General features: G+C 59.6%; 19 protein-coding genes and 1 pseudogene. 11 read left to right on the top strand and 9 right to left on the bottom strand.

Annotated features, from left to right (window positions below; translation table 11 throughout):
* Nucleotides 1-146 precede the first annotated feature (146 nt).
* The 4 genes from T18_RS21685 to cysQ form a co-directional block, all read right to left on the bottom strand.
* On the bottom strand, nucleotides 147-428 hold the full coding sequence (locus tag T18_RS21685) for a GNAT family N-acetyltransferase (protein WP_003513965.1): 282 nt from the start codon (nucleotides 426-428) through the stop codon (nucleotides 147-149).
* Between the two features lie 229 nt (nucleotides 429-657).
* A complete protein-coding gene (locus T18_RS21680; RefSeq protein WP_003513963.1) occupies nucleotides 658-933 on the bottom strand; it encodes a DUF1153 domain-containing protein in 276 nt (91 codons plus the stop codon).
* 191 nt (nucleotides 934-1124) lie between these two features.
* The gene (locus T18_RS21675) at nucleotides 1125-2168 is read right to left on the bottom strand and encodes a DUF2793 domain-containing protein (RefSeq protein ID WP_038492042.1); all 1044 of its coding nucleotides are present in this window, start codon (nucleotides 2166-2168) and stop codon (nucleotides 1125-1127) included.
* A 401-nt stretch (nucleotides 2169-2569) separates the two neighbouring features.
* Nucleotides 2570-3364, bottom strand: a complete 795-nt coding sequence (cysQ, locus tag T18_RS21670) for a 3'(2'),5'-bisphosphate nucleotidase CysQ (RefSeq protein ID WP_038492040.1) — start codon at nucleotides 3362-3364, stop codon at nucleotides 2570-2572.
* A gap of 335 nt (nucleotides 3365-3699) precedes the next feature.
* Between cysQ and T18_RS21665 the strand changes: the two genes are divergently transcribed.
* The 6 genes from T18_RS21665 to T18_RS21640 all read left to right on the top strand — a co-directional run bounded on the left by T18_RS21665 (nucleotide 3700) and on the right by T18_RS21640 (nucleotide 9372).
* Nucleotides 3700-4602, top strand: a complete 903-nt coding sequence (locus tag T18_RS21665) for a branched-chain amino acid ABC transporter permease (protein ID WP_038492036.1) — start codon at nucleotides 3700-3702, stop codon at nucleotides 4600-4602.
* Nucleotides 4603-4651: 49 nt separating this feature from the next.
* A complete protein-coding gene (gene livM, locus T18_RS21660; protein ID WP_370647612.1) occupies nucleotides 4652-6004 on the top strand; it encodes a high-affinity branched-chain amino acid ABC transporter permease LivM in 1353 nt (450 codons plus the stop codon).
* Nucleotides 6004-6882, top strand: a complete 879-nt coding sequence (locus T18_RS21655; RefSeq protein ID WP_038492032.1) for an ABC transporter ATP-binding protein — start codon at nucleotides 6004-6006, stop codon at nucleotides 6880-6882. The genes livM and T18_RS21655 overlap by 1 nt, the downstream gene beginning before the upstream one ends.
* Nucleotides 6882-7610, top strand: coding sequence for an ABC transporter ATP-binding protein (locus T18_RS21650; protein WP_003513939.1), 729 nt, complete (start codon nucleotides 6882-6884; stop codon nucleotides 7608-7610). Before T18_RS21655 ends, T18_RS21650 begins: the two co-directional genes overlap by 1 nt.
* 171 nt (nucleotides 7611-7781) lie before the next feature.
* Entirely contained in the window at nucleotides 7782-8135 is a 354-nt protein-coding gene (locus T18_RS21645) for a DUF6867 family protein (protein WP_003513938.1), read from the top strand.
* A 118-nt stretch (nucleotides 8136-8253) separates the two neighbouring features.
* Nucleotides 8254-9372, top strand: a complete 1119-nt coding sequence (locus T18_RS21640) for a branched-chain amino acid ABC transporter substrate-binding protein (RefSeq protein WP_003513936.1) — start codon at nucleotides 8254-8256, stop codon at nucleotides 9370-9372.
* Between the two features lie 203 nt (nucleotides 9373-9575).
* On the opposite strand, the pseudogene T18_RS21635 reads toward T18_RS21640, so the two are convergent.
* The 5 genes and pseudogenes from T18_RS21635 to T18_RS21615 all read right to left on the bottom strand — a co-directional run bounded on the left by T18_RS21635 (nucleotide 9576) and on the right by T18_RS21615 (nucleotide 16692).
* A pseudogene (locus T18_RS21635) lies at nucleotides 9576-10107 on the bottom strand (AAA family ATPase).
* 196 nt (nucleotides 10108-10303) lie between these two features.
* Nucleotides 10304-11233: a response regulator gene (locus T18_RS21630; protein ID WP_038492029.1), complete on the bottom strand. Its 930-nt coding sequence runs from the start codon at nucleotides 11231-11233 to the stop codon at nucleotides 10304-10306.
* Nucleotides 11230-14625, bottom strand: coding sequence for an ATP-binding protein (locus tag T18_RS21625; RefSeq protein ID WP_025594335.1), 3396 nt, complete (start codon nucleotides 14623-14625; stop codon nucleotides 11230-11232). Before T18_RS21625 ends, T18_RS21630 begins: the two co-directional genes overlap by 4 nt.
* 43 nt (nucleotides 14626-14668) lie before the next feature.
* Nucleotides 14669-15439, bottom strand: coding sequence for an SDR family oxidoreductase (locus T18_RS21620; protein ID WP_038492026.1), 771 nt, complete (start codon nucleotides 15437-15439; stop codon nucleotides 14669-14671).
* Between the two features lie 218 nt (nucleotides 15440-15657).
* Nucleotides 15658-16692, bottom strand: coding sequence for a glutamine synthetase beta-grasp domain-containing protein (locus T18_RS21615; RefSeq protein ID WP_003510168.1), 1035 nt, complete (start codon nucleotides 16690-16692; stop codon nucleotides 15658-15660).
* Between the two features lie 481 nt (nucleotides 16693-17173).
* Between T18_RS21615 and T18_RS21610 the strand changes: the two genes are divergently transcribed.
* The 5 genes from T18_RS21610 (at nucleotide 17174) to urtD (ending at nucleotide 22852) form a co-directional block, all read left to right on the top strand.
* On the top strand, nucleotides 17174-17380 hold the full coding sequence (locus T18_RS21610) for a DUF2735 domain-containing protein (RefSeq protein ID WP_019565109.1): 207 nt from the start codon (nucleotides 17174-17176) through the stop codon (nucleotides 17378-17380).
* A 341-nt stretch (nucleotides 17381-17721) separates the two neighbouring features.
* A complete protein-coding gene (urtA, locus tag T18_RS21605; RefSeq protein WP_003513924.1) occupies nucleotides 17722-19011 on the top strand; it encodes an urea ABC transporter substrate-binding protein in 1290 nt (429 codons plus the stop codon).
* Between the two features lie 283 nt (nucleotides 19012-19294).
* A complete protein-coding gene (gene urtB / locus T18_RS21595) occupies nucleotides 19295-20908 on the top strand; it encodes an urea ABC transporter permease subunit UrtB (protein WP_025594332.1) in 1614 nt (537 codons plus the stop codon).
* A complete protein-coding gene (gene urtC / locus T18_RS21590; RefSeq protein WP_003513919.1) occupies nucleotides 20905-22083 on the top strand; it encodes an urea ABC transporter permease subunit UrtC in 1179 nt (392 codons plus the stop codon). Before urtB ends, urtC begins: the two co-directional genes overlap by 4 nt.
* Before the next feature lie 7 nt (nucleotides 22084-22090).
* Nucleotides 22091-22852, top strand: a complete 762-nt coding sequence (gene urtD, locus T18_RS21585; protein ID WP_003513917.1) for an urea ABC transporter ATP-binding protein UrtD — start codon at nucleotides 22091-22093, stop codon at nucleotides 22850-22852.
* Nucleotides 22853-22962 lie beyond the last annotated feature (110 nt).

The raw sequence follows: 22962 nt of genomic DNA, 5'->3' as shown, positions 1-22962 counted from the left end.
GTCTGCGCGGCGGAAGATTCCCTTAAGCTCAAGGATTTGAGCTGGCTGGACCCCGGCTCTTGGCCGGGGTGACGGAGCGTGTGGGCTCCGTTTTCGCTAAAAAACAAACTTGAGGTTTTGTCCCAAGCCTCAGCCCGTCTGGCTAGTTACCCCTTGATAACATCTGCCCAGTCAGGGTGGCGTAGCGTCTGAGCCTTGAAGAAAGGGCAGAGCGGAATGATTTTCCAGCCGCCCTTGCGCGCTTCATCGATGGCATGGGCCGCGAGCGCCTGGCCGACACCCTTGCCGCGCAGGGCATCCGGCACGCCGGTATGGTCGATGATGATGAGGGAAGGGGAGGTGCGCGAATAGGTCATCTCGGCCTTGTGGCCGTCGATGGTTGCCGAATATTCGCCGCGCGATCCGGTTTCGGTTGTCTTGATATCCATGATCTCCATGATCTCTGCCTTCGCATTGCTTTTCGTTTTTTCCACTGTAACGGCCTGCGCCTGAATTGAAACAGCGGGATAGCGAACGCAGTGGACACAAACCGGTGACAGTCACCGGCTGTGTCTGGCAATTTTCAGGGGAAATCCAAAATCAAACCGAAAGCCCCGTCGATGCGACGGGGCGTTTTGGAAGTTCGGTTTGGGCGCGTTGCCGCGCCGGCGCACTGGTTTAGTGGCGATATTGCTGAATGCGCGTGGTGCGCAGGCCTGCAAGGCCATGATCGGCAATCGACGACTGCCAGGACAGGAATTCTTCGACGGTGAGCGTATAACGCTCGCAGGCTTCCTCAAGGCTCAGAAGTCCTCCGCGCACGGCGGCGACGACCTCTGCCTTTCTGCGAATAACCCATCGACGGGTATTTGACGGCGGAAGATCCGCAATCGTCAGAGGGCTGCCATCGGGGCCGATGACATATTTAACTCGTGGGCGTATCATTTCGGTCATTGGACACTCTATACAAACTCAAGACCATATGACGGGAACTTTAGCCCCGTACCTTTAAAAATTGCCTAAGCAGTTCGTGACAATTTATTAAGAATTTGAACGGTTTCGCCCGATCTGTTCGAGTCGCCTTATTTTGTCGGGAAAAAATTTTTCCAAAAATCGTGTTTTTTATCGTCCATCGGTTGTTTTCCTCACAGCGCCGCAAGCGAAAGGCACGTTTTCCCGCTGCCGTGGGCGAATTCCGCGGTTCCCTCATGCACCAGCCGCAGGCGATCGCCGGCATTGAGGGGCAGGATAAGGGTCGTCGACTGCGAGGTGCCGGCATTGGAGGCGTTGCCCGCTACAGTGAGGCCGCCAGCCGCGCCGTTGACGGCAAGCGAAACCCGGTGCCCGGATGAGGACACCACGGCAAGCGACAGGGTGGCCAGATAAAGACCTTTCACGGGAACGACGAGTTCTCTTCCGCCGCCTGTGCCGACCGCGTCGCCGAGAACAAAACCACCCTCGTCGATGAAGAGCATTGAAAACCCTGAAGACGAGCCGTTGGCCGGCCTCGTCGTGCCCGAAGGCAGGCTTGCCAGAACCACGGGCCGGTTCGGCATCGTGACCCTGCCGTCGCCGCTGCACAAAAGGGCCGTTTGCCAGGAAATGCCGTCGGCGCTGGTCTTGATCGAAAAACCGTCATTGCCTGCAAGGCCCATTTCCGCCCGGCCGCTCCAGCCGGACTGGAACAGCAGCGAGGCGGTATCGGCCTTTGCCGCCTTGTTGATCGCCATGCGGTGGTTGCCGTTCTCTTCTGTGTGGGTGAAGAGGCTGGCGGGGGCGGCAAGCGCCAGACGGTTGGTGGCATCGGCCTGTGTGCCAATGCCAAGCCTTTCGAGGGTCGCCGCGGCAGGCAGCGGCACGTCCCGCCATGCGCTTTCCCGTAGGACGCGATGTTTACCCTCGCTGGCAAACCATGCCGTCCAGCCGGGTTGCGGCGCTATCAGCAGCCATGCACCGTCCTGCCGGAAGGCAAGCTTCCCGCCCTTGCCCGCCCAGTCGCCAGCGGCGTCAAGCGAGAGCAGGAAGCAGTCTCCCTCCGACGCATTGTCGGGCGGGGCGGCGACCACGTCCTTGATGACCAGCTGGACGATCGCGTCCAGCCGCTGCAGCGCCTCGTTGTGGGTGACGTGTTTCTGTGCCTGCGAGGGCAGGATATAAGGAAGCCTAAGTCTCGCCGTCTGTTCAGTCATGATGTATCTTCCGCGCTCCGTGGCTGTTCGCCGGCGATTGTGATGCGGCACGGCGGGGCGGGGATGAGCGGGGATGAAATTATTTTTGCGGCTTCGGTGGGGAGTGCGTTCCGTGGTTGCGGAGATGGGTGGCTGTGGGCGAGCGGGCGAGCAGTCTTTGATTCGGTGCCTGCGGCTTCACCCCCCTCTGCCCTGCCGGGCATCTCCCCCACAAGGAGGGAGATCAGCAAGATGCGCTACCCCCGCTTCGTTCTCAAACGTCGAGATTGGCAGGACCCCGCCACGAGTCGATCTCTACCCTTGTGGGGGAGATGCCCGGCAGGGCGAGGGGGGTGAAGCCGCAAACACCGAAGCGGACGTCTAGAAAAGCGCAATCACCACATTCCGGCGTCGCCGCCGTCCTATCGCGCGATATCCGCCGCAAGCGCCATTGCGCCCTCGGCAATGAAATCCGGGTTGGCGAGTGCATCCTCACCATCGCCTCTCACCTCATAGGCAAGCAGCCGGCCCTCGCAATCCAGCGTTCTGCCACCGGCGGCGCGTAGTACGGCGTCGCCTGCCGCCGTATCCCACATCATGGTGCGGCTGAAGCGGGGATAGATATCGGCAGCACCTTCCGCCAGCATGCAGAATTTCAGTGAGGAACCAACGGAAATGCAGTCTTTCAGGCCGTGTTCGGCCACGAAGGCTTCCGTTTTCGCGGTACAGTGCGAGCGGCTGATCAGCGCCACGGGGGAGGCGCCGCGCTGGCGTGCCCGGATGGGGTGGCGCGCGAGGATCGCTCCTTCGCCTGATATTGCGAGCTTTTCGGCGCTGTTGTCCTTGCCGGTCCAGGCCTGGCCGCGGCAGGGGGCGTAAACCACGCCTGCAACCGGCACGCCGTTTCTGATCAGGGCGATATTGACGGTGAAATCATCCTTGCCGGAAATGAATTCCTTGGTCCCATCCAGCGGATCGACCAGAAAAAATTCCGTGCCTGTCTCCGGCAGAATGCCGTTCGAGACCGCTTCTTCGGCAATGACCGGGATTTGGGGAAAATGCGCAGCCAGTGCCTGCAGAATGATCACCTCCGCCCGCTGGTCTGCCTCGGTCACGGGTGAGCAATCGTCCTTGTACGATACGTGTGGCCCGGCGCGATGGACCGCCATGATTGCCTGCCCGGCGTCCAGCGCCGCTTTCGTCAATATGTCGATCATCTTGTTGCCGTTGCCATTTCGTGCCGGGGATCCTTTACCCCTCTATTTCGCTACTCTTTTGCCCGCCACCCGTCAAACAATGCGTCAGGCAACACTGAAATAAGCATTCGAACGCCATTTTTTTAGCACTTACTGCCGAAATCCTGGCTATTCTGATCGGGAAAACGGCAACGAATGTGGAAATTCCAAATTTTGTGCAGGATCGCCCGTTTTTGACTTCACATTTTTAGCGAACACGATATGCATTTTGCAGGTGGGGGCTAATCGAAAAGGTTCCCCCTATAATTAACATAAACGAGGCGTGGCTCATTAGAGGTCATGCCCAGGGGAAAGACATGGAGTATTTTATCCAGCAGCTCATCAACGGGCTGACTCTTGGATCGATCTACGGCCTCATCGCAATTGGCTATACGATGGTCTACGGCATCATCGGCATGATCAACTTCGCCCATGGCGATATTTTCATGCTTGGCGGTTTCGCCGCGCTGATCGTTTTTCTGATCGCAACATCGTTTTTTGCCGGTATTCCGGCGGCGCTTCTTCTGATTTTGATGATGGTCGTCGCCATGCTGATGACCGGCCTGTGGAACTGGGTGATCGAGCGCGTGGCCTACCGTCCGCTCAGAGGCTCGTTCCGCCTTGCGCCGCTGATCACCGCCATCGGCATGTCGATCGCGCTGTCCAACTTCATCCAGGTGACACAGGGTCCGCGTAACAAGCCGATCCCGTCAATGGTGACGGACAGCTACCATTTCGGCTCCATCACCGTCTCGCTGAAGCAGTTCATCATCATGGCGGTGACGTCGGTGCTGCTGTTCGCCTTCTGGTACATCGTCAACAAGACTCCGCTCGGCCGGGCGCAGCGCGCCACGGAACAGGACCGCAAGATGGCGGCCCTTCTGGGTGTGGATGTCGACAAGACGATCTCGATCACCTTCATCATGGGTGCCGCACTCGCGGCGGTCGCCGGTACGATGTATCTGATGTATTACGGTGTCGCATCGTTCAACGATGGCTTCATTCCGGGTGTCAAGGCGTTTACCGCAGCGGTTCTCGGCGGTATCGGTTCGCTTCCGGGCGCCGTTCTCGGCGGTCTCCTGATCGGCCTCATCGAATCTCTCTGGTCCGCCTATTTCTCCATTGCCTACAAGGACGTCGCGGCATTCGGCATCCTGGCTTTCGTGCTGATCTTCAAGCCGACCGGTATTCTCGGTCGTCCGGAAGTCGAGAAGGTGTGATCCCATGACCAATATCGCTTCCGAAAACGACACTTCCAGCCCGAGCCTGATGGCAACGGCGGTGAAGGAAGGCATCTTTGCGGGCATCGTCTCGCTCGGCATGTTCATTCTTTACGTCGGTATCGTCACCTATCAGGACATCAACAACCAGCTTATCTGGGGCACCCGCTGGGGGCTTCTGTCGATCTTCGTCGGCGTCGCCGCCATCGGCCGTTTCCTGATGGTCGGCTTCATCCGGCCGTCGATGGATCGCCGCAAGCTTGCCAAGGCCAAAAGCGGCATTCTGGAAATCTCCGAGGAAAAAGGCTTTTTCCACAAGCACTTCCTGAAGCTCGCGCTTGTCCTGCTGCTGCTTTATCCCGTCGTCGCCGTGCAGCTGTTCGGTTTTCAGGGCTCGCTGAAATTCGTCGACAATTTCGGCATCCAGATCCTGATCTATGTGATGCTGGCGTGGGGCCTCAACATCGTCGTCGGCCTCGCGGGCCTGCTCGATCTCGGTTATGTGGCATTCTATGCGGTGGGCGCCTATTCCTACGCGCTGCTGTCAAGCCATCTCGGCCTGTCCTTCTGGGTGCTTCTGCCGGTGGCCGGCATTCTCGCGGGCTTCTGGGGCATCATTCTCGGCTTCCCGGTGCTCAGACTTCGTGGCGACTATCTTGCCATCGTCACGCTCGCCTTCGGTGAAATCATCCGTCTCGTGCTGTTGAACTGGACGGATGTGACCAAGGGCACCTTCGGCATTTCCGGCATCGCCAAGGCGTCTATCTTCGGCATCTGGTCCTTCGATGTCGGCGCGCCGAACAATTTCGCCAAGGCCTTCGGCCTGACGATGTCGTCGGCCTATTACAAGATCTTCCTGTTCTACGTGATCCTGCTTCTGTGCATGCTGACGGCTTACGTCACCATCAAGCTGCGCCGCATGCCGATCGGCCGGGCGTGGGAAGCTCTGCGTGAAGACGAAATCGCCTGCCGCTCGCTCGGCATCGATACTGTCATAACCAAGCTTACCGCTTTTGCGACAGGCGCGATGTTTGGCGGTTTCGCCGGTTCGTTCTTCGCCGCCCGTCAGGGTTTCGTATCGCCGGAAAGCTTCGTCTTCCTGGAATCGGCCGTCATCCTCGCCATTGTCGTTCTCGGCGGCATGGGTTCGCTCACGGGCATCGCCATTGCCGCCCTCGTCATGGTCGGCGGAACGGAACTGCTGCGCGAAATGGAATTCCTGAAGCATGTCTTCGGGCCTGATTTCACGCCAGAACTCTACCGCATGCTGCTGTTCGGTCTCGCCATGGTCATCGTCATGCTGTTCAAGCCGCGCGGCTTTGTCGGCTCACGAGAACCGACGGCCTTCCTCAGGGAACGCAAGGCCGTCTCGGGCAGCTTTACCAAGGAAGGTCACGGTTGATGGCTTCCGGAACGACAAACATGACACCCAATCTAACTGGCGACACGATCCTCAAGGTCGAACATCTCTCGATGCGGTTTGGCGGCCTGATGGCCATCAATGACTTCTCCTTCGAGGCGAAGCGCGGCGAGATCACGGCGCTGATCGGTCCGAACGGTGCTGGAAAGACCACTGTTTTCAACTGCATCACCGGCTTCTACAAGCCGACGATGGGCATGATCACCATGCGTCAGCAAAACGGCGAGGCGCATCTTCTGGAGCGCCTGCCGGATTTCGAGATCACCAAGAAGGCGAAGGTGGCGCGTACCTTCCAGAACATCCGCCTGTTTTCGGGTCTGACGGTTCTGGAAAACCTGCTGGTGGCGCAGCACAATGCGCTTATGAAGGCATCGGGCTACACCATTCTCGGTCTTCTCGGCCTGCCCGCCTACAAGAAGGCGGTCAACAGTTCGATCGATAAGGCCAAATACTGGCTGGACAAGGCCGATCTGACCGACCGCGCCGACGACCCGGCCGGCGATCTGCCCTATGGCGCGCAGCGCCGCCTGGAAATCGCCCGCGCCATGTGCACGGGGCCGGAACTTCTGTGCCTAGATGAACCGGCGGCCGGTCTCAACCCGAAGGAATCGCTGGCGCTCAATGCGCTGCTGCGCGGTATCCGCGACGAAGGCACGTCGCTGCTTCTGATCGAGCACGACATGTCGGTGGTTATGCAGATTTCCGATCACGTCGTGGTTCTCGAATACGGCCAGAAGATTTCCGACGGTTCGCCGGACCATGTGAAGAACGACCCGAAGGTCATCGCCGCCTATCTGGGTGTCGAGGATGATGAAGTGGAAGACGTGATTGCGGAAGAACTCGACGGAGGAGTGGCCTGATGTCCGGTGAACCGCTTCTCAAAGTACAAGGTGTCGAAACCTACTACGGTAACATCCGGGCATTGGCCGGTGTCGATGTCGAGGTCAACAAGGGCGAGATCGTCAGCCTTATCGGCGCCAACGGCGCCGGCAAATCGACACTGATGATGACCATCTGCGGCAGCCCGCAGGCGCGCACTGGCCAGGTGACGTTCGACGGCGAAGACATTACCCGCCTGCCGACGCACCTCATCGCCCGCAAGCGTATTGCCCAGTCACCCGAGGGCCGCCGGATTTTCCCGCGCATGACGGTGCTGGAAAACCTGCAGATGGGCGCCAATCTCGACAACCTCAAATATTTCAAAGAGGACGTCGAGAAGATTTTCGTCATGTTCCCGCGGCTGAAAGAACGTCAGAGCCAGCGTGGTGGCACGCTTTCCGGCGGCGAGCAGCAGATGCTCTCCATCGGCCGCGCGCTGATGGCACGGCCGAAACTGCTGCTTCTCGACGAGCCGTCGCTGGGCCTTGCCCCGCTGATCGTCAAGGGCATCTTCGAGGCCATCAAGAAGCTCAACCAGGAAGAGGGCCTGACCGTCTTCCTCGTGGAGCAGAACGCCTTTGCGGCACTGAAGCTTTCCGACCGCGCCTATGTGATGGTCAACGGCAAGGTGACGATGAGCGGTTCGGGCAGGGAATTGCTGGCTGATCCGCAGGTACGCGCGGCCTATCTCGAAGGCGGCCGGCACTGAAAGATTTTACTTGCGCCGGAAATTTTGCGGCGCAAGATAACGAACCGCCGCCGGCCGTTTTCGAAGGGGAAATGGCCGGTGGCAAACAATAAAATGCCTGCCGGAAAAACGGCGGGACGACAAACAAGGCAGGGCCGGACATTTGCATCCCGGCGCTGATGGGGAAAGAAGATGCAGGGCCTTTTATTCGAGACCGATAGCGGCGTGCGTTATATTCTGCGCGCACTGGTTGTTCTTCTTGGTTTCTGGACGGCGTGGCGCACGGGCAGATCCGTCGCCGATGGCTGGGGCGATTTCCCGCGTGTGGTGATCTATACGCTGGCTTTGGGGCTCGTGATGCGGTTTCTGCATTTCGCGCTTTTCAACGGGCCGTTCATCAACGGCTTCTACTACGTGTTTGACGTCGTTCTTCTTCTGGCTTTTTCCAGCATCGGTTTCCGCATGCGCAGGACGAGCCAGATGGTCAATAACTACTATTGGCTCTACGATCGGACGTCGGCATTTTCATATAAAAAGAAAGATTGACAGCCGGATTCCTCCGGCTGCACGATACTCGCGTGAGTGGAACGTTTCCTGTTCGGTTAAGGTGGGTACTGAACAGGTCCTGGTAGTCAACCCATCCAAAGGAACTGGGAGTATAGTAATGAAGAAGTCTCTTCTTTCCGCCGTTGCGCTGACCGCCATGGTCGCCTTCAGCGGTTCGGCCTGGGCCGATATCGTGATCGCTGTCGGCGGCCCGCTGACAGGCCCGAACGCCGCATTTGGCGCTCAGCTTCAGAAGGGTGCTGAACAGGCTGCGAAGGATATCAATGCTGCAGGCGGCATCAACGGCGAGCAGATCAAGATCGTTCTCGGCGATGACGTTTCCGACCCGAAGCAGGGTATCTCGGTTGCCAACAAATTCGTTGCTGATGGCGTGAAGTTCGTCGTCGGTCACTTCAACTCCGGCGTCTCCATTCCGGCTTCCGAAGTTTATGCCGAAAACGGCATTCTCGAAGTAACGCCTGCTGCGACCAACCCTGTTTTCACCGAGCGTGGCCTGTGGAACACCTTCCGTACCTGCGGTCGTGACGACCAGCAGGGTGGCATTGCCGGCAAGTATCTGGCCGACCACTACAAGGACGCCAAGATCGCCATCATTCACGACAAGACCCCCTATGGTCAGGGCCTTGCCGACGAAACCAAGAAGGCAGCCAATGCGGCCGGCCTGACGGAAGCCATGTATGAAGGCGTCAATGTCGGCGACAAGGACTTCTCCGCACTGATCTCCAAGATGAAGGAAGCCGGCGTTTCCGTTATCTACTGGGGTGGCCTGCACACCGAAGCCGGTCTGATCATCCGCCAGTCGGCTGACCAGGGTCTGAAGGCGAAGCTCATCTCGGGCGACGGTATCGTCTCGAACGAACTTGCCTCCATCGCCGGCGACGCCGTCGAAGGTACGCTGAACACCTTCGGTCCCGATCCGACGCTGCGTCCTGAAAACAAGGAACTGGTAGAGAAGTTCAAGGCCGCCGGCTTCAACCCGGAAGCCTACACACTCTACTCCTACGCCGCCCTGCAGGCGATTGCCGGTGCTGCCAAGGCTGCCGGTTCCGTTGAGCCGGAAAAGGTTGCCGAAGCTCTGAAGAAGGGCACCTTCCCGACCGCACTCGGCGATATCTCCTTCGACGAGAAGGGCGACCCGAAGCTTCCCGGTTACGTCATGTACGAGTGGAAGAAGGGCCCGGACGGCAAGTTCACCTACATCCAGCAGGGGACGTAAGTCTTACTGGACTGCAATATGGAGGCCCGGTCGCAAGACCGGGCTTTCTGCTTTCTGGTGCGAGGCATTTTCGGCGTCAGCACCCAGCCAGCCCAAGTCCTTGGGCGAAAACACTTTCCGAGCAGCACGTCAGACGGATTCCGTCTCAAAGACGGAGTGACGGTGATGGGAAAGGCTCGAAACACTTGGCTCCGATCGCCCCTTCAGCCAGCTTCAGCCGCCAGCCTCTCCAGCACAATATCGGCACGTTCCGTGACGGGGGCTTTCGGCAGCACAATCGTCTCATAATCCAGACGAGCATAGTCGTGCAGCAGGCGTTGATATTCCTCAACTGCCACCTCAAAACCGTGCTTGCGCTCGCTGTCGCCTCGGTAGATCTCCGGCCAGGGCGGTGTGAGGAAGACCAGCGGGTTGTAACGGTGCGTGCGCCGCAGCGTTTCGATGAAGCCATCGCCGCTAATATGATGAAGTGCTGAGGCGGCGTCGATCAGGCCGCGGTCGAAGAAGACGAAGCCTTCCGCTGGCGCCCTTTGCCGGTCCTGCCATGGCGATCGCCCGGCGGGCAAAGGCTTCCAGGTCGATCCAGGGGAGGGCGGTGCCGTTATTTCTCGTTTCCTCAATCACGATGCGCCGTCCCGGTTCCTCGACGGTCGCGAAACCACGGTGAGCAAGCTCGGCGAGCAGGGTTGATTTGCCGCCGCCGGAGCAGCCGGAGAGAATAATGAAATGGTGCATGGGAACCTCCCTGCGCGGGGTTTGGGTTGGATGGAACGTGATGTTTTTTGGGGGGACTTGGATTGCGGCGTTGCCGCTTGTTTCTTTTCCTCGAGGGGAGAAGAAATATGCTGCACTCGCTCGGCGAATAAGTCGATGCTCTATGCTTAAGCGGAAAATATATGTTTTTCCAACCGTATCACATCAGTTGCAGCCGTCACCCCTGATGCAAAATATGCGCGGCCTTGACGGCGGCGGAGGCGCGGTTTTCGACACCGAGTTTGACGTAAATTTGTTCCAGATGTTTGTTTACGGTTCTGGCGGAAAGGCCGAGAATATCGCCGATATCGCGGTTGGATTTGCCTTTGGCAATCCACAGCAGAACTTCCGATTCCCGCGTTGTCAGGGCAAAGTGTTCCTTCAGCAGGTGGTCGTCGGATTTCTCGTTGGCGGCTGTCAGACGGAAGAGATATTCGTCCGGTCCCATTGCGCCGAGGAAGGAGAGCTGCAAAGCGGGCCGCCCGGCCTCGGTGATCGTCAGCGGTGCATCGCGGGCGGAATCCACCGTTGTCCTGTCGGCCAGCCAGCCGGAAATATGGGCAACGACGATCTCCAGCCCATCATCACGGCCGGTGGCGGCGTTGACCAGCCGGGTTGCCTGTGGTGTGGACCAGTGGATCGCGCCGTTGGCGCGCACGGCAAGCAGGTGGCGTCCGGCGGCATCAAGCGCCACGCGGGCGCTCTGCGCCGAGCGGGCATTGGAGAGATGCACACGGATGCGGGCGCGCAGCTCATCGATGTTGATCGGCTTGGTCAGATAGTCGACACCGCCGGATTCGAGCGCCCGCACCACATGTTCGGTCTCCGTCAGCCCGGTCATGAAGATGACAGGCACTTGGGCCACGGCGGCGTTGGCCTTCAGGCGGCGGCAGGTTTCGAAACCGTCCATGGCCGGCATGACGGCATCGAGCAGGATGATATCGGGCGTGATGCGTTCGGCAATGTTGAGCGCGGCCTGACCGGATGTGGCGATCAGCGCCGAAAAGCCTGACTGTTCCAGCGCATCGGTGAGGAACCCCAGCGCTTCGGGACTGTCATCCACCAGCAATACAATGTCTCTCGGCAGTGCTGCGCCTTGCCCGCTCATGCCTTGCCGTCTCCCCTGTCGTTCTCTTCAAACCGCTTTAGAAAATGGGCGTAACCGGCCAGATCGAAGGCCTGCACATAGGTGCCAAGCTCTTGCGTGAAGGGCAGGTTGTTGGTGTTGCGGGCGAGATCTGCGAGTTTTGCCTCTATGCCGCGTATGTAGCCTATTTCGCCGAGCCTCTGCAAATCCTTGATATGAATTGCGCCGGGATGAACGATCTGCGCCGGCGGCTGGGGGATGGGTGCCGGGGGAAGGTCGGTATCGTAAATCCATTTCAGGCCAAGATGCACCGCAAGCCTGTCGCACAGGTGGCGGATATCGACCGGCTTGGCGATGGCGTCGTTGTGATTGTCTTCTCCGGCACCCGCTACAGTGCCGTCACCGATATTGGCCGAGAGCATGATGAGCGGAGCCGTCTGCCCTGCTTCACGCAACTTTGTCACAAGCTGCCAGCCGGACATTCCGGGCATGGAGATATCGATGAGAAAGAGGTCGGGCTGCACGCCTTCGATGAGTGTCAGGCATTCCGGTCCGCTCTGGGCGGTCAGCACCACGAAATCGAGCGGCGAAAGCACCTGCCGCATCAGCTCGCGGTGATCCTCGTTATCATCAACCACCACGATGGTGCGGCGTGGGCCGGAATAGGAGCGAATGGTTTTTTCCGGCGCAGGTGCGGTACTTGGCCGGTGCACTGCCGACAGCATGAGACGAACGCGGAAGGTGGAGCCGTTGTCCTTTTCGCTGGAGACGGAAATCTCGCCGCCCAGCGTGTTGGTCAGAAGCCTCGTGATGGTGAGGCCGAGGCCAAGGCCCGGCATGGGGCGCACGCTTTCGGCCTCGCCGCGCTGGAAAGGCTCGTAGATGCGGGCAAGATCTTTTTCGGCAATGCCGCGCCCGGTATCCGACACCGTGAAGCTTGCCACCTGGCTGCGATAGGCGACATCGAAGGTGACGCTGCCCTCGTCGGTGAACTTGATGGCGTTGGAGAGCAGGTTGACGAGGATCTGGCGCAGACGCTTTTCATCCGTGCGGACATATTGCGGCAGGGAATGGGCGCGTTCATGCCGGAATTCCAGACCCTTGGCCTGCGCCTGCGGGCGGAACATATCGACGATCTGGTCGAGGAAATCCTGAATATTGATCTCGTTGGAATAGACCTGCAGGCGGCCAGCCTCGATCTTGGAAATATCCAGAAGCCCGTCGATCAGGCCGGAGAGATGGTCGGCGGAACGGCGGATGACCTTGATTGCCGATTGCCGCGGTGCGGGAATGGTTTCATCGCGTTCGAGGATCTGGGCGTAGCCCAAAACAGCGTTGAGCGGCGTGCGCAATTCGTGGCTGAGGCCGACCACGTAGCGGCTCTTGGCGCGGTTGGCGGCCTCAGCCGTTTCCTTGGCGTCCTGAAGGGCGGCGTCGGTCTTCTTGTGGGCTGCGATTTCCTTCAACAGCAGCGTGTTCTGGCGTGAGGATTCCTCTTCCGCGACCACCCGGCTGTCATGGGCAAGAACCAGAAACCAGCAGACGATGCCGGCAATGACGGCAAAGACGAAAAACACGATGAGGATGGTGCGGTTGACCACGTCAGCCGTTGCCGGCGAGGCGGTGCCGACCTGATGGGCGATGAGCGCCAATATGCCGCCAATGGCGGTGACGGCGATGGCCGCCGCCATGCCATAACGTCCGAGCCTTGTGGCGAGTTTTGCAACCAATTGGTGGGGCAGGAAAGATTTTGCGACCGTCGCTACCTGATAGTTGAGCTTGGCCTTCGGCTTGCACATGTCATGGCAGCGGCTGTCCAGCGAGCAGCAGAGCGAACAGATCGGTGCCGCATAGGCTGGACACCATGCCATGTCTTCCGGCTCGAACGGGTGTTCGCAGATGGAGCAGGTGATGGCGCTCAGCTCGCGCCATTTCTGGCGCGGCTTGCGAGCGAGATAGAATTTGCCCTTCGTGCCCCAGGCGATCAGCGGCGAGGCGATGAAGGCGACGATGAGGGTGAGATAGGGCGCAAGCGAGGCAGCGAGTGCGCCGAAGGTGCCGAAATGCGCCATCAGCGCAATGGTGGCCGAAAGAGCCATGGAGCCGACGCCGACGGGATTGATATCGTAGAGATGGGCGCGCTTGAACTCGATGCCCGGTGGGGCAAGGCCGAGCGGCTTGTTGATGAACAGATCGGCCGAGATGGTGCAGAGCCAGGCCATGGCGACGATGGAAAAAATGCCGAGCGTTTCTTCCAGCAGGCGATAGATGCCGAGTTCCATCAACAGCAGCGCGATCACCACGTTGAAGACCAGCCAGACCACGCGGCCGGGATGGCTGTGGGTGAGGCGGGAGAAGAAGTTGGACCAGGCGAGCGAGCCCGCATAGGCGTTCATGACGTTGATCTTCAGCTGCGAGACCACCACGAAGGCGACCATCAGCAGCATGGCCGCCGTATGGTTGGGGATCATGTAGCCGAAGGCGGTGAGATACATCTGGGCGGGATCGGCGGCGCGGTCCACCGAGACGCCGGAACTGAAGGTCAAGACCACGAGGAAGGAACCGGCCAGCAGCTTCGGCACGCCGACGACGACCCAGCCGGCACCCGCCAGAAAGACCGCGATGCGATGGCGCAGACGGCTCTGGCCTTCCGCGGGCAGGAAGCGCAGGAAATCCACCTGTTCGCCGATCTGCGACATCAGCGCGAGGATGACGGCAGACGCCGCGCCGAATTCCACCAGATTGAAATGGGCCACGGTGCCCGGCGGACCGGAGGCGTGATGAATACCGGAAAAGGCCCGCCACAGATCGTATTTTTCCCAGTCCATCAAAGCGATGAAGATGAAGGGCAATACGTTCAGCACGATCCAGAAGGGCTGGGTAATGATCTGGAAACGGCTGATGAGGCGCACGCCGTGGGTGACGAGCGGAATGACCATGACGGCAGAGATGATGTAGCCGATCCACAGGGGAATGCCGAGCGCCAGCTCCAGCGCGCCGGACATGATCGACGCCTCTATGGCGAAGAGCATGAAGGTGAAGGCGGCGTAGATCAGCGAGGTGATGGTGGAGCCGATGTAACCGAAGCTCGCGCCGCGTGTCAGGAGATCGATATCGACGCCGTGACGGATGGCGTAACGGCTGATCGGCAGGCCGACGGCAAGCATGGCAATGGCCGCGACGATGATGGCGTAAAAGGCGTTGGTGGTGCCGTATGACAGCGTGATCGCGCCGCCGATGGCTTCCAGTGCCAGAAAGGAAATAGCGCCGATGGCGGTGTGGGAGATGCGGTTGGACGAAAATTGCCGGGCGCTTTTAGCGGTGAAGCGCAGCGCATAATCTTCCAGCGTCTGGTTGGCGACCCAGCGGTTATATTCGCGCCTGACGGGGATGATGCGTTGCCGTGCGGCCATGCCTAGGATCCAGCCCCTTTCCGCAAAAGGTGTTTTGCCATTCTCACAGCCGCACCGACATGCCGCCATCCACCGTCAGCACATGGCCGTTGACGAAGGAGGACGCGTCGCTGGCCAGAAACAGGGCGGCACCGGCGATTTCATCCGGCCTGCCCCAGCGTTCCAGCGGCACGCGCAGTTTGGCAAAGGCGACCATGTCAGGGTTTTCGGCAAGGGCCGCATTGGTTTCCGTGGCGAACATGCCGGGTGCAATGGCGTTGCTGGTGATGCCGCGCGCACCATATTCGACAGCGATTGCGCGCATCAGCCCTGTCAGCCCCTGCTTGGCAACGGGATAGATCGCATCGCCCGGCCTGACGATGTGGCCGAGAATGGAGGTGATGGTGATGATGCGGCCGTAACTGTTGGTATTCATGGCTTGCGCGGCATCTCGCGACAGCGAGACGGAGGAGGTGAGGTCGGTGCGGATAAGCTCCAGCACGTCCTCGTCGCTGAATTCGGAAAGTGGGCGGCGGTCGCGTGCGCCGACATTGTTGACGAGGATATCGAGATGGCCGAATTCGTCCATGATGCGGTGGACGAGGGCAGTTCCGGCGGCGGTATCGGCAATGTCGAAAGCGGCATAATCGGCTTTTCCGCCGGCTTGCCGAAGTATGCCTGCTGCCTGTTCCAGCGCCTCGGCGTTACGGCCGGTCAGCCACACATGGGCGCCAGCCTCGGCAAAGGCCCTGGCGATTTCGAAACCGAGGCCGCGGCCGCTGCCGGTGATGATGGAGATGCGGTTTTCGAGAGAGAATTTTTTGAGAATGCCCATCGCTCACCTTCTTGCTTTAGAGCATCGGACCGAAAACCGTGTCGCGGTTTCGGAAAAGCCGATGCGGTTGGTCAAAGCCACGCAACGTCTTCGAGTTTGCGCATAGGCAAGAATATTCCACGCAGGGCAGAGGGCGAAAGGTCGCCTGTCCGGTCCGGCCGTTCGGTGGACATAAAAATGGCGTCGCCCGGTTGCGGGCGACGCCATGTCTTGGGTTATCAGGCAGCAGCCGACTTTGCGAGCGGCACTTCTGCAATCGTCTTCAGAACGACGGAAGCGATCTGGTAAGGGCAGCCCTGCGAGTTCGGACGACGGTCTTCGAGGTAACCACGGTAACCGTTGTTGACGAAGGAGTGCGGAACGCGGATCGAGGCGCCACGGTCGGCAACGCCGTAGGAGAACTTGTTCCACGGAGCGGTTTCGTGCTTGCCGGTCAGGCGCAGGTGGTTGTCCGGACCGTAAACGTCGATATGCTCCTGCCAGTTCTTGGCGAAAGCTGCCATGAGGGCTTCGAAATACTCCTTGCCGCCAACTTCACGCATGAACTTGGTGGAGAAGTTGCAATGCATGCCCGAACCGTTCCAGTCGGTATCGCCGAGCGGCTTGCAATGGAATTCGACGTCGATGCCGTACTGTTCGCAAAGACGCAGCAGCAGGTAACGGGCGATCCAGATCTGGTCGGCGGCGCGCTTGGAGCCCTTGCCGAATACCTGGAATTCCCACTGGCCCTTGGCCACTTCGGCATTGATGCCTTCGTGGTTGATGCCGGCTTCGAGGCAGAGGTCGAGATGTTCTTCAACGATTTCGCGGGCAACCGAGCCGACGTTCTTGAAGCCGACGCCGGTGTAATACGGACCCTGCGGAGCCGGATAACCCTGCTCGGGGAAGCCGAGCGGGCGGCCGTCCTGGTAGAAGAAATATTCCTGTTCGAAGCCGAACCATGCGTCCTCGTCGTCGAGGATGGTCGCGCGGCTGTTCGATGCATGCGGGGTGACGCCGTCAGGCATCATGACTTCGCACATGACCAGTACGCCGTTGGTGCGGGCCGGATCGGGATAGATCGCGACGGGCTTCAGCACGCAATCCGAAGAGTGGCCTTCGGCCTGCTGTGTGGACGAGCCATCAAAACCCCAAAGCGGCAGCTGCTCGAGCGTCGGGAATTCATCGAATTCCTTGACCTGTGTCTTGCCGCGCAGGTTGGGGACCGGCTTATAACCGTCAAGCCAGATGTACTCGAGTTTGAACTTAGTCATTACGAACCTCTCATAGGTAACAATGCGAAGCCTTGAGGCTTGCCGTGGCTTTCGCCACCGGAAGCACATTCGCGTTCAAGGGCTGGCCATATAGATGCATGCCGCGTGCCAGATTGGCGATGTTTTGCGAATTCTTCGAAAAATCTTTCAGGCATGCTCAGGGCCGAGGGGGCCCATATGGCCATTAACCGCTCATGCTGCACTGCGGCAGGTAAATCGAACCCTAATGTTTCGTCAGTGATTCCTAACAGATAGCGGGTGGCATCGCTCAAAATGCCCTGTTGCGGTGCAATGTTTTCGATTGCGAACGACGGATCGGCATTTGCCCCAAAAACCGGCGCTTCCGGAATGGTTTTTCTTGCTGAATGACCATTTAATGCCTATATTTTTCGCAACGTGATTTTTTTTTAATCAGATGGAGCTAAACCAGAGCTAACGGGTTTGCTTCACAACCAAAGTGCTTCGATGCAAACAAAGTGAGATGTTCGATATGGCAACTGGCTTTCATCGTGAAACGGCAACGATCTTTCAATTTCCGGTCGGCGGACGCGCGGGGCTCTCAAAGTTCCGTAACATCGGGCTGAGCGATCTGGAGCGCGAGGCACGTCAGCCGCATGTCGATTTCGGCTCCTGGTATCATGACGATGCGATCCGCGACGAAGAGCGGGAAGACAAGCCGCACGCCTGATGTGAAGCGTCGCTGATCGTTTCTTCTCCCCTGCCGGGGAGAAGGTGGCGCGAAGCGCCGGATAAAGGGACGACTTCTCAGTCTGTCTCCGACCTCGCACCCTCGACCCGCGCCGCTCTCGTCTTGCCTGCCGGAGAAGAAGCAAGTTGAAACGCCAAGTTTCACATCGATTGCCCCGGCCGGATTTCCCTCTCCCCAACACTCCCTGCAGCTTTCGCCACCCCGCCTACGTCAATTGACGTATACGGTTTCTCGCCCGCGAGATCGATAGTCCTTTCCAGCAGCGGTCAACGATGCCGCTGAAGCCCCATGAGGGCTAAACAAGGAGAGGGGTTCTTCCGATGACATTCCGCAAGACGCTTAGCGCCGCGCTGCTCGGCGCAATCATGTCCACCACCGCCTTCCATGGCGCATTTGCCGCCGACGATACGATCAAGGTAGGCGTGCTGCATTCTCTTTCCGGCACCATGGCGATTTCAGAGACGACGCTGAAGGATGCCATGCTGATGCTCATCGACGAGCAGAACAAGAAGGGCGGCGTTCTCGGCAAGAAGCTCGAAGCCGTCGTGGTCGACCCGGCCTCCGACTGGCCGCTGTTTGCCGAAAAGGCCCGCCAGCTGATTTCGCAGGACAAGGTCGCGGCCGTTTTCGGTTGCTGGACATCTTCGTCGCGCAAATCCGTGCTGCCGGTTTTCGAAGAACTGAATTCCCTGCTGTTCTACCCGGTGCAGTATGAGGGTGAAGAATCCTCCCGCAACATCGTCTACACGGGTGCAGCGCCTAACCAGCAAGCCATTCCGGCCGTCGATTATCTCGCCAAGACCGAAGGCGTCGAGCGCTGGGTTCTGGCAGGTACCGACTATGTCTACCCGCAGACCACAAACAAGATCCTGAAGGCCTACCTGATGTCGAAGGGCGTCAAGGAAGAGGACATCATGATCAACTACACGCCGTTCGGCCAGTCCGACTGGCAGACGATCGTGTCCGACATCAAGAAGTTCGGCTCGGCCGGCAAGAAGACCGCCGTTGTCTCCACCATCAATGGTGACGCCAACGTGCCCTTCTACAAGGAGCTTGCGAACCAGGGCATCAAGGCCGAGGACATTCCGGTCGTCGCCTTCTCGGTCGGTGAAGAAGAGCTTGCCGGTCTCGATACCGCGCCGCTGGTCGGCCACCTTGCCGCCTGGAACTACTTCCAGTCTGTCGATACCGAGGTCAACGCCGAATTCATCAAAACCTGGCATGCGTTTACCAAGAACGACAAGCGCGTGACGAACGACCCGATGGAAGCCGCCTATATCGGTTTCAACGCCTGGGTTAAGGCTGTCGAAACCGCAGGTACGACCGATACGGACGCAGTTCTTGACAGCATCATCGGCGTTTCCGTGCCGAACCTTTCTGGCGGTTACTCCACCGTCATGCCGAACCACCACATCACCAAGCCGGTGCTGATCGGTGAAATCCAGGCCGATGGTCAGTTCGAAATCGTGCAGCAGACGCCACAGGTCGTGGGTGACGAATGGTCGGATTATCTGCCTGACTCGAAGGATCTGATTTCGGATTGGCGCAAGCCGATGTCCTGCGGCAACTTCAACGTTGCGACCGGTAAGTGCGGCGGCAAGGGTAGCTGATAAGGAAAAGAACGCCGCCCCTCTTTGGAGGGGCGGATTGTTTACAAACTGAGCCAGAATTACCCCCCTCTGTCCTGCCGGACATCTCCCCCTCAAGGGGGGAGATCGGCAAGATGCTCTCCCGCCATTTCATCCTTGAACGTCGAGATGGACGGGACCTTGCCACGGGTCGATCTCTCCCCTTGAGGGGGAGATGCCCGGCAGGGCAGAGGGGGGTGAAGCCGCATATTCAGGTCGTGCCACACGCAACCGCAGAGTCGCAAACCGCTCCAAGGAACCCGACATGACGATCCGATCTTTTCTCGGAGCCATCTTCCTCTGGCTCACCCTGGGGATCGCCGCCCAGTCCCTCGCGCAGAGCGATCCGAAGGCGCTGATCGACCAGCTCGGCACGGCTGACTTCAAGCAGGCCGAAACATTGATCGGCCAGATTGCTGCCACCGGCGACGCGCGGGTGGTGCCGGCGCTTGAGGCTTTTGCATCAGGCGATCTTTACGTGCGCAAGGCCGACAATCTGGTGTTCATGACCAAGCCGTCGGGTTCCAATTTCACGCTCATCGATCCGCTGACCGGCGAAAGCGCTGGCGAAGCGCCGAAGGCGGCGGTTACCAAGATCAGGGTCAACAACAATCTGCGTCGCGTCATCCGCGCCGCGATGGGCGGCCTGACGTTGCTCAGTCCGGAACGCTCGGTGCGGCTTTCCGCCGCCGATGCGGTTCTGAAAGCCCCCAGTGCCGAAAATCTGGAATTGCTGGAAGCGGCCATATCCAAGGAAACCGACAAAGAGGTGCGGACGCGGATGGAGGAGGCGCGGGCTGTCTCGCTGCTTTCTTCCGACCGCCCCCTTGAGGTGAAGAAAGAAGCGATCGCCACCATCAAGGCGCTTGGCGGGCGCGATGCGATCAGCATTCTGATGGCGGCGACGCCCACGGTTGATCCGAGCCTGAAGCCGGATGTGGACGAGGCGATTTCGAGCATCGAGAGTTCCCTTGCCTTCTGGGATTACGCACAGAATGTCTGGTACGGCCTGTCGCTCGGTTCCGTGCTGCTGCTCGCCGCCATCGGTCTTGCCATCACCTTCGGCGTCATGGGCATCATCAATATGGCGCATGGCGAGATGGTGATGATCGGCGCCTATTCCACCTTCATGGTGCAGGAGTTGATCCGCAGCCATTTCCCCGGCCTGTTCGACTGGTCACTGGCGATTGCCCTGCCGGCCGCCTTTCTGGTCACAGCCTGCGTCGGCCTCATCATGGAGCGCGGCGTCATCCGCTATCTCTACGGGCGACCGCTGGAAACGCTGCTCGCCACCTGGGGTATCTCGCTGATCCTGCAACAGGGCGTGCGTTCCATCTTCGGCCCGACCAACCGTGAGGTCGGCAGCCCGAGCTGGATGTCCGGCTCCTTCAGCGTTGGTTACCTCAACTTCACCTGGAACCGCGTGTGGATCGTCTGCTTCTCGCTTTCCGTCTTCTTCGCGCTGCTGGTGCTTTTGAAGCGCTCCGCCTTCGGCTTGCAGATGCGCGCTGTGACCCAGAACCGCCGCATGGCCTCTTCCATGGGCATCCGCACGCCCTGGGTGGATGCCTTCACCTTCGCGCTCGGTTCCGGCGTTGCCGGCCTTGCCGGGGTAGCGCTGTCGCAAATCGACAATGTCTCGCCCAATCTCGGCCAGAGCTACATCATCGACAGTTTCATGGTGGTGGTGTTCGGCGGGGTCGGCAATCTCTGGGGAACGCTCGTGGGTGCGCTGTCGCTCGGCGTGCTCAACAAGTTCCTTGAGCCGACGGTGGGCGCCGTGCTCGGCAAGATCCTCGTGCTCGTTCTCATCATCCTGTTCATCCAGAAGCGGCCGCGTGGTCTCTTCGCACTCAAGGGAAGGGCGATCGAAGCATGATTACCGGCTTCCTCCTGCGCGCGCTCGATCGCCGCATTTCCATCGCCATCGGCATCATCCTGGCCATCGCCGTGCTGGTGCCCGCCTCCAATCTGCTGTTGCCGGCTGACAGCGCGTTCCGCATCCCGACCTACATCATGTCGATGCTCGGCAAATATCTGGCCTATGCGCTGCTGGCGCTGGCGCTTGATCTGGTCTGGGGATATTGCGGCATTCTCTCGCTCGGCCACGCCGCCTTCTTCGCGCTCGGGGGTTATGCTATGGGCATGTATCTGATGCGGCAGATCGGCACGCGCGGTGTTTACGGCCATCCCGTGCTGCCTGACTTCATGGTGTTCCTCAACTGGAAGGAACTGCCGTGGTTCTGGCATGGCTTCGACATGTTCTGGTTTGCAGCACTGATGGTGCTGGTTGTGCCCGGCCTGCTCGCCTTCGTGTTTGGCTGGTTCGCCTTCCGCTCGCGCGTCAACGGCGTTTACCTCTCCATCATCACGCAGGCCATGACCTACGCCCTGCTGCTTGCCTTCTTCCGCAACGACATGGGTTTCGGCGGCAACAATGGTCTCACCGATTTCAAGGATATTCTCGGCTTTTCCGTGCAGGCGGATGGCACCCGTGCCGTGCTGTTTGCGATGACGGCCGTGATGCTGGCGCTTTCGCTGCTGATTGCATCCGGCATCGTCAATTCCAAATTCGGCAAGGTGCTGGTGGGCGTGCGCGATGCCGAAAGCCGGGTGCGCTTCCTCGGTTTCCGGGTGGAAAACATCAAGCTCTTTACCTTCGTCGTCTCGGCCATGATGGCGGGCATTGCCGGTGCGCTGTTCGTGCCGCAGGTGGGCATCATCAATCCTGGCGAATTCTCCCCCGCCAACTCCATCGAGGTGGTGGTTTGGACCGCAGTCGGCGGGCGCGGCACGCTGATCGGGCCGATCATCGGCGCGCTCCTGGTCAATGGCGGCAAGAGCTATTTCACCGGCGCTTTCCCCGAATTCTGGCTGTTTGCACTGGGTGGGCTGTTCATCGCGGTGACGCTGTTCTTCCCCAAGGGCATCGTCGGCACCGTGCAGCATTATCTGGTCGGGCGGCGCGAAAAGCGTGTTGCGCGGGCGGCAAGTGCGGCCGGACAACCGGGCAATGACAGTGCTGCAACAGCGGCGCAACAGGCGGCGGAGTGAGGCTGATATGAACACGGTTTCCGAAAACAGAACCAAAAGCCTGCTTTATCTCGACGGTGTTTCCGTTTCCTTCGACGGGTTCAGGGCGCTCAATTCCCTGTCCTTCGTGGTGGAGCCGGGCGAGCTGCGGGCCATCATCGGTCCGAATGGCGCCGGCAAAACGACGATGATGGATATCATCACCGGCAAGACCCGGCCGGATACCGGCACGGTGCTGTTCGAAGACAGCATCGACCTCACGAAAAAGGACGAGGCGGATATTGCCCAGCTGGGCATCGGGCGTAAATTCCAGAAGCCAACGGTGTTTGAAAGCCATACCGTCTGGGACAATCTGGAATTGGCGTTGAACCGCAAACGCGGCGTCTTCGCCACGCTGTTCTACAGGCTGACAGCGGAGGACAAGGCGCGCATCGAGGAAATCCTCGCCACCGTGCGTCTCAGCCACCGCCGCGGCGATCTTGCGGCCAACCTCTCGCACGGCCAGAAACAGTGGCTGGAAATTGGCATGCTGCTCGCGCAGGAGCCGAAGCTGCTTCTGGTGGACGAGCCGGTGGCCGGCATGACGGATGCGGAGACAGCCGAAACCGCCGTGCTTCTGAAGGAAATCGCCAAGACCCGCTCGGTCGTGGTGGTGGAGCACGACATGGGCTTCATCCGCGAGCTGGGCGTGAAGGTGACGTGTCTTGCCGAGGGCTCGGTGCTGGCTGAAGGGTCGATCGATTTTGTGTCCAGCGATCCGAAGGTGATCGAGAATTATCTGGGGCGGTGATGGAAGCGTCTGCGGCTTTACCCCCGTCTGCCCTGCCGGGCATCTCCCCCACCAGGGGGAGATCGGCAAGACTCTCTTCCACCACTTCGTACTCTAGAGTCGAGATGGGC

Origin of the sequence: Rhizobium sp. TBD182, from assembly GCF_001950375.1 — a bacterium.
GTDB classification, from domain to species: Bacteria; Pseudomonadota; Alphaproteobacteria; order Rhizobiales; family Rhizobiaceae; genus Agrobacterium; species Agrobacterium tumefaciens.
The sequence above is the reverse complement of the archived record's forward strand: the minus strand, read 5'-3'. Positions and strand labels throughout refer to the sequence as shown.

Bases quoted from the DNA above. Each gene is read 5' to 3' on its own strand.
- livM (WP_370647612.1), top strand. From the start codon at position 4,652: ATGGCAACGGCGGTGAAGGAAGGCATCTTTGCGGGCATCGTCTCGCTC.
- T18_RS21620 (WP_038492026.1), bottom strand. From the start codon at position 15,439: ATGGGCATTCTCAAAAAATTCTCTCTCGAAAACCGCATCTCCATCATC.
- T18_RS21655 (WP_038492032.1), top strand. From the start codon at position 6,004: ATGGCTTCCGGAACGACAAACATGACACCCAATCTAACTGGCGACACG.
- T18_RS21685 (WP_003513965.1), bottom strand. From the start codon at position 428: ATGGATATCAAGACAACCGAAACCGGATCGCGCGGCGAATATTCGGCA.
- T18_RS21665 (WP_038492036.1), top strand. From the start codon at position 3,700: ATGGAGTATTTTATCCAGCAGCTCATCAACGGGCTGACTCTTGGATCG.
- T18_RS21650 (WP_003513939.1), top strand. From the start codon at position 6,882: ATGTCCGGTGAACCGCTTCTCAAAGTACAAGGTGTCGAAACCTACTAC.
- urtC (WP_003513919.1), top strand. From the start codon at position 20,905: ATGATTACCGGCTTCCTCCTGCGCGCGCTCGATCGCCGCATTTCCATC.
- T18_RS21640 (WP_003513936.1), top strand. From the start codon at position 8,254: ATGAAGAAGTCTCTTCTTTCCGCCGTTGCGCTGACCGCCATGGTCGCC.
- T18_RS21645 (WP_003513938.1), top strand. From the start codon at position 7,782: ATGCAGGGCCTTTTATTCGAGACCGATAGCGGCGTGCGTTATATTCTG.
- T18_RS21615 (WP_003510168.1), bottom strand. From the start codon at position 16,692: ATGACTAAGTTCAAACTCGAGTACATCTGGCTTGACGGTTATAAGCCG.
- cysQ (WP_038492040.1), bottom strand. From the start codon at position 3,364: ATGATCGACATATTGACGAAAGCGGCGCTGGACGCCGGGCAGGCAATC.
- urtA (WP_003513924.1), top strand. From the start codon at position 17,722: ATGACATTCCGCAAGACGCTTAGCGCCGCGCTGCTCGGCGCAATCATG.
- urtB (WP_025594332.1), top strand. From the start codon at position 19,295: ATGACGATCCGATCTTTTCTCGGAGCCATCTTCCTCTGGCTCACCCTG.
- T18_RS21680 (WP_003513963.1), bottom strand. From the start codon at position 933: ATGACCGAAATGATACGCCCACGAGTTAAATATGTCATCGGCCCCGAT.
- T18_RS21630 (WP_038492029.1), bottom strand. From the start codon at position 11,233: ATGAGCGGGCAAGGCGCAGCACTGCCGAGAGACATTGTATTGCTGGTG.
- T18_RS21610 (WP_019565109.1), top strand. From the start codon at position 17,174: ATGTTCGATATGGCAACTGGCTTTCATCGTGAAACGGCAACGATCTTT.
- T18_RS21625 (WP_025594335.1), bottom strand. From the start codon at position 14,625: ATGGCCGCACGGCAACGCATCATCCCCGTCAGGCGCGAATATAACCGC.
- T18_RS21675 (WP_038492042.1), bottom strand. From the start codon at position 2,168: ATGACTGAACAGACGGCGAGACTTAGGCTTCCTTATATCCTGCCCTCG.
- urtD (WP_003513917.1), top strand. From the start codon at position 22,091: ATGAACACGGTTTCCGAAAACAGAACCAAAAGCCTGCTTTATCTCGAC.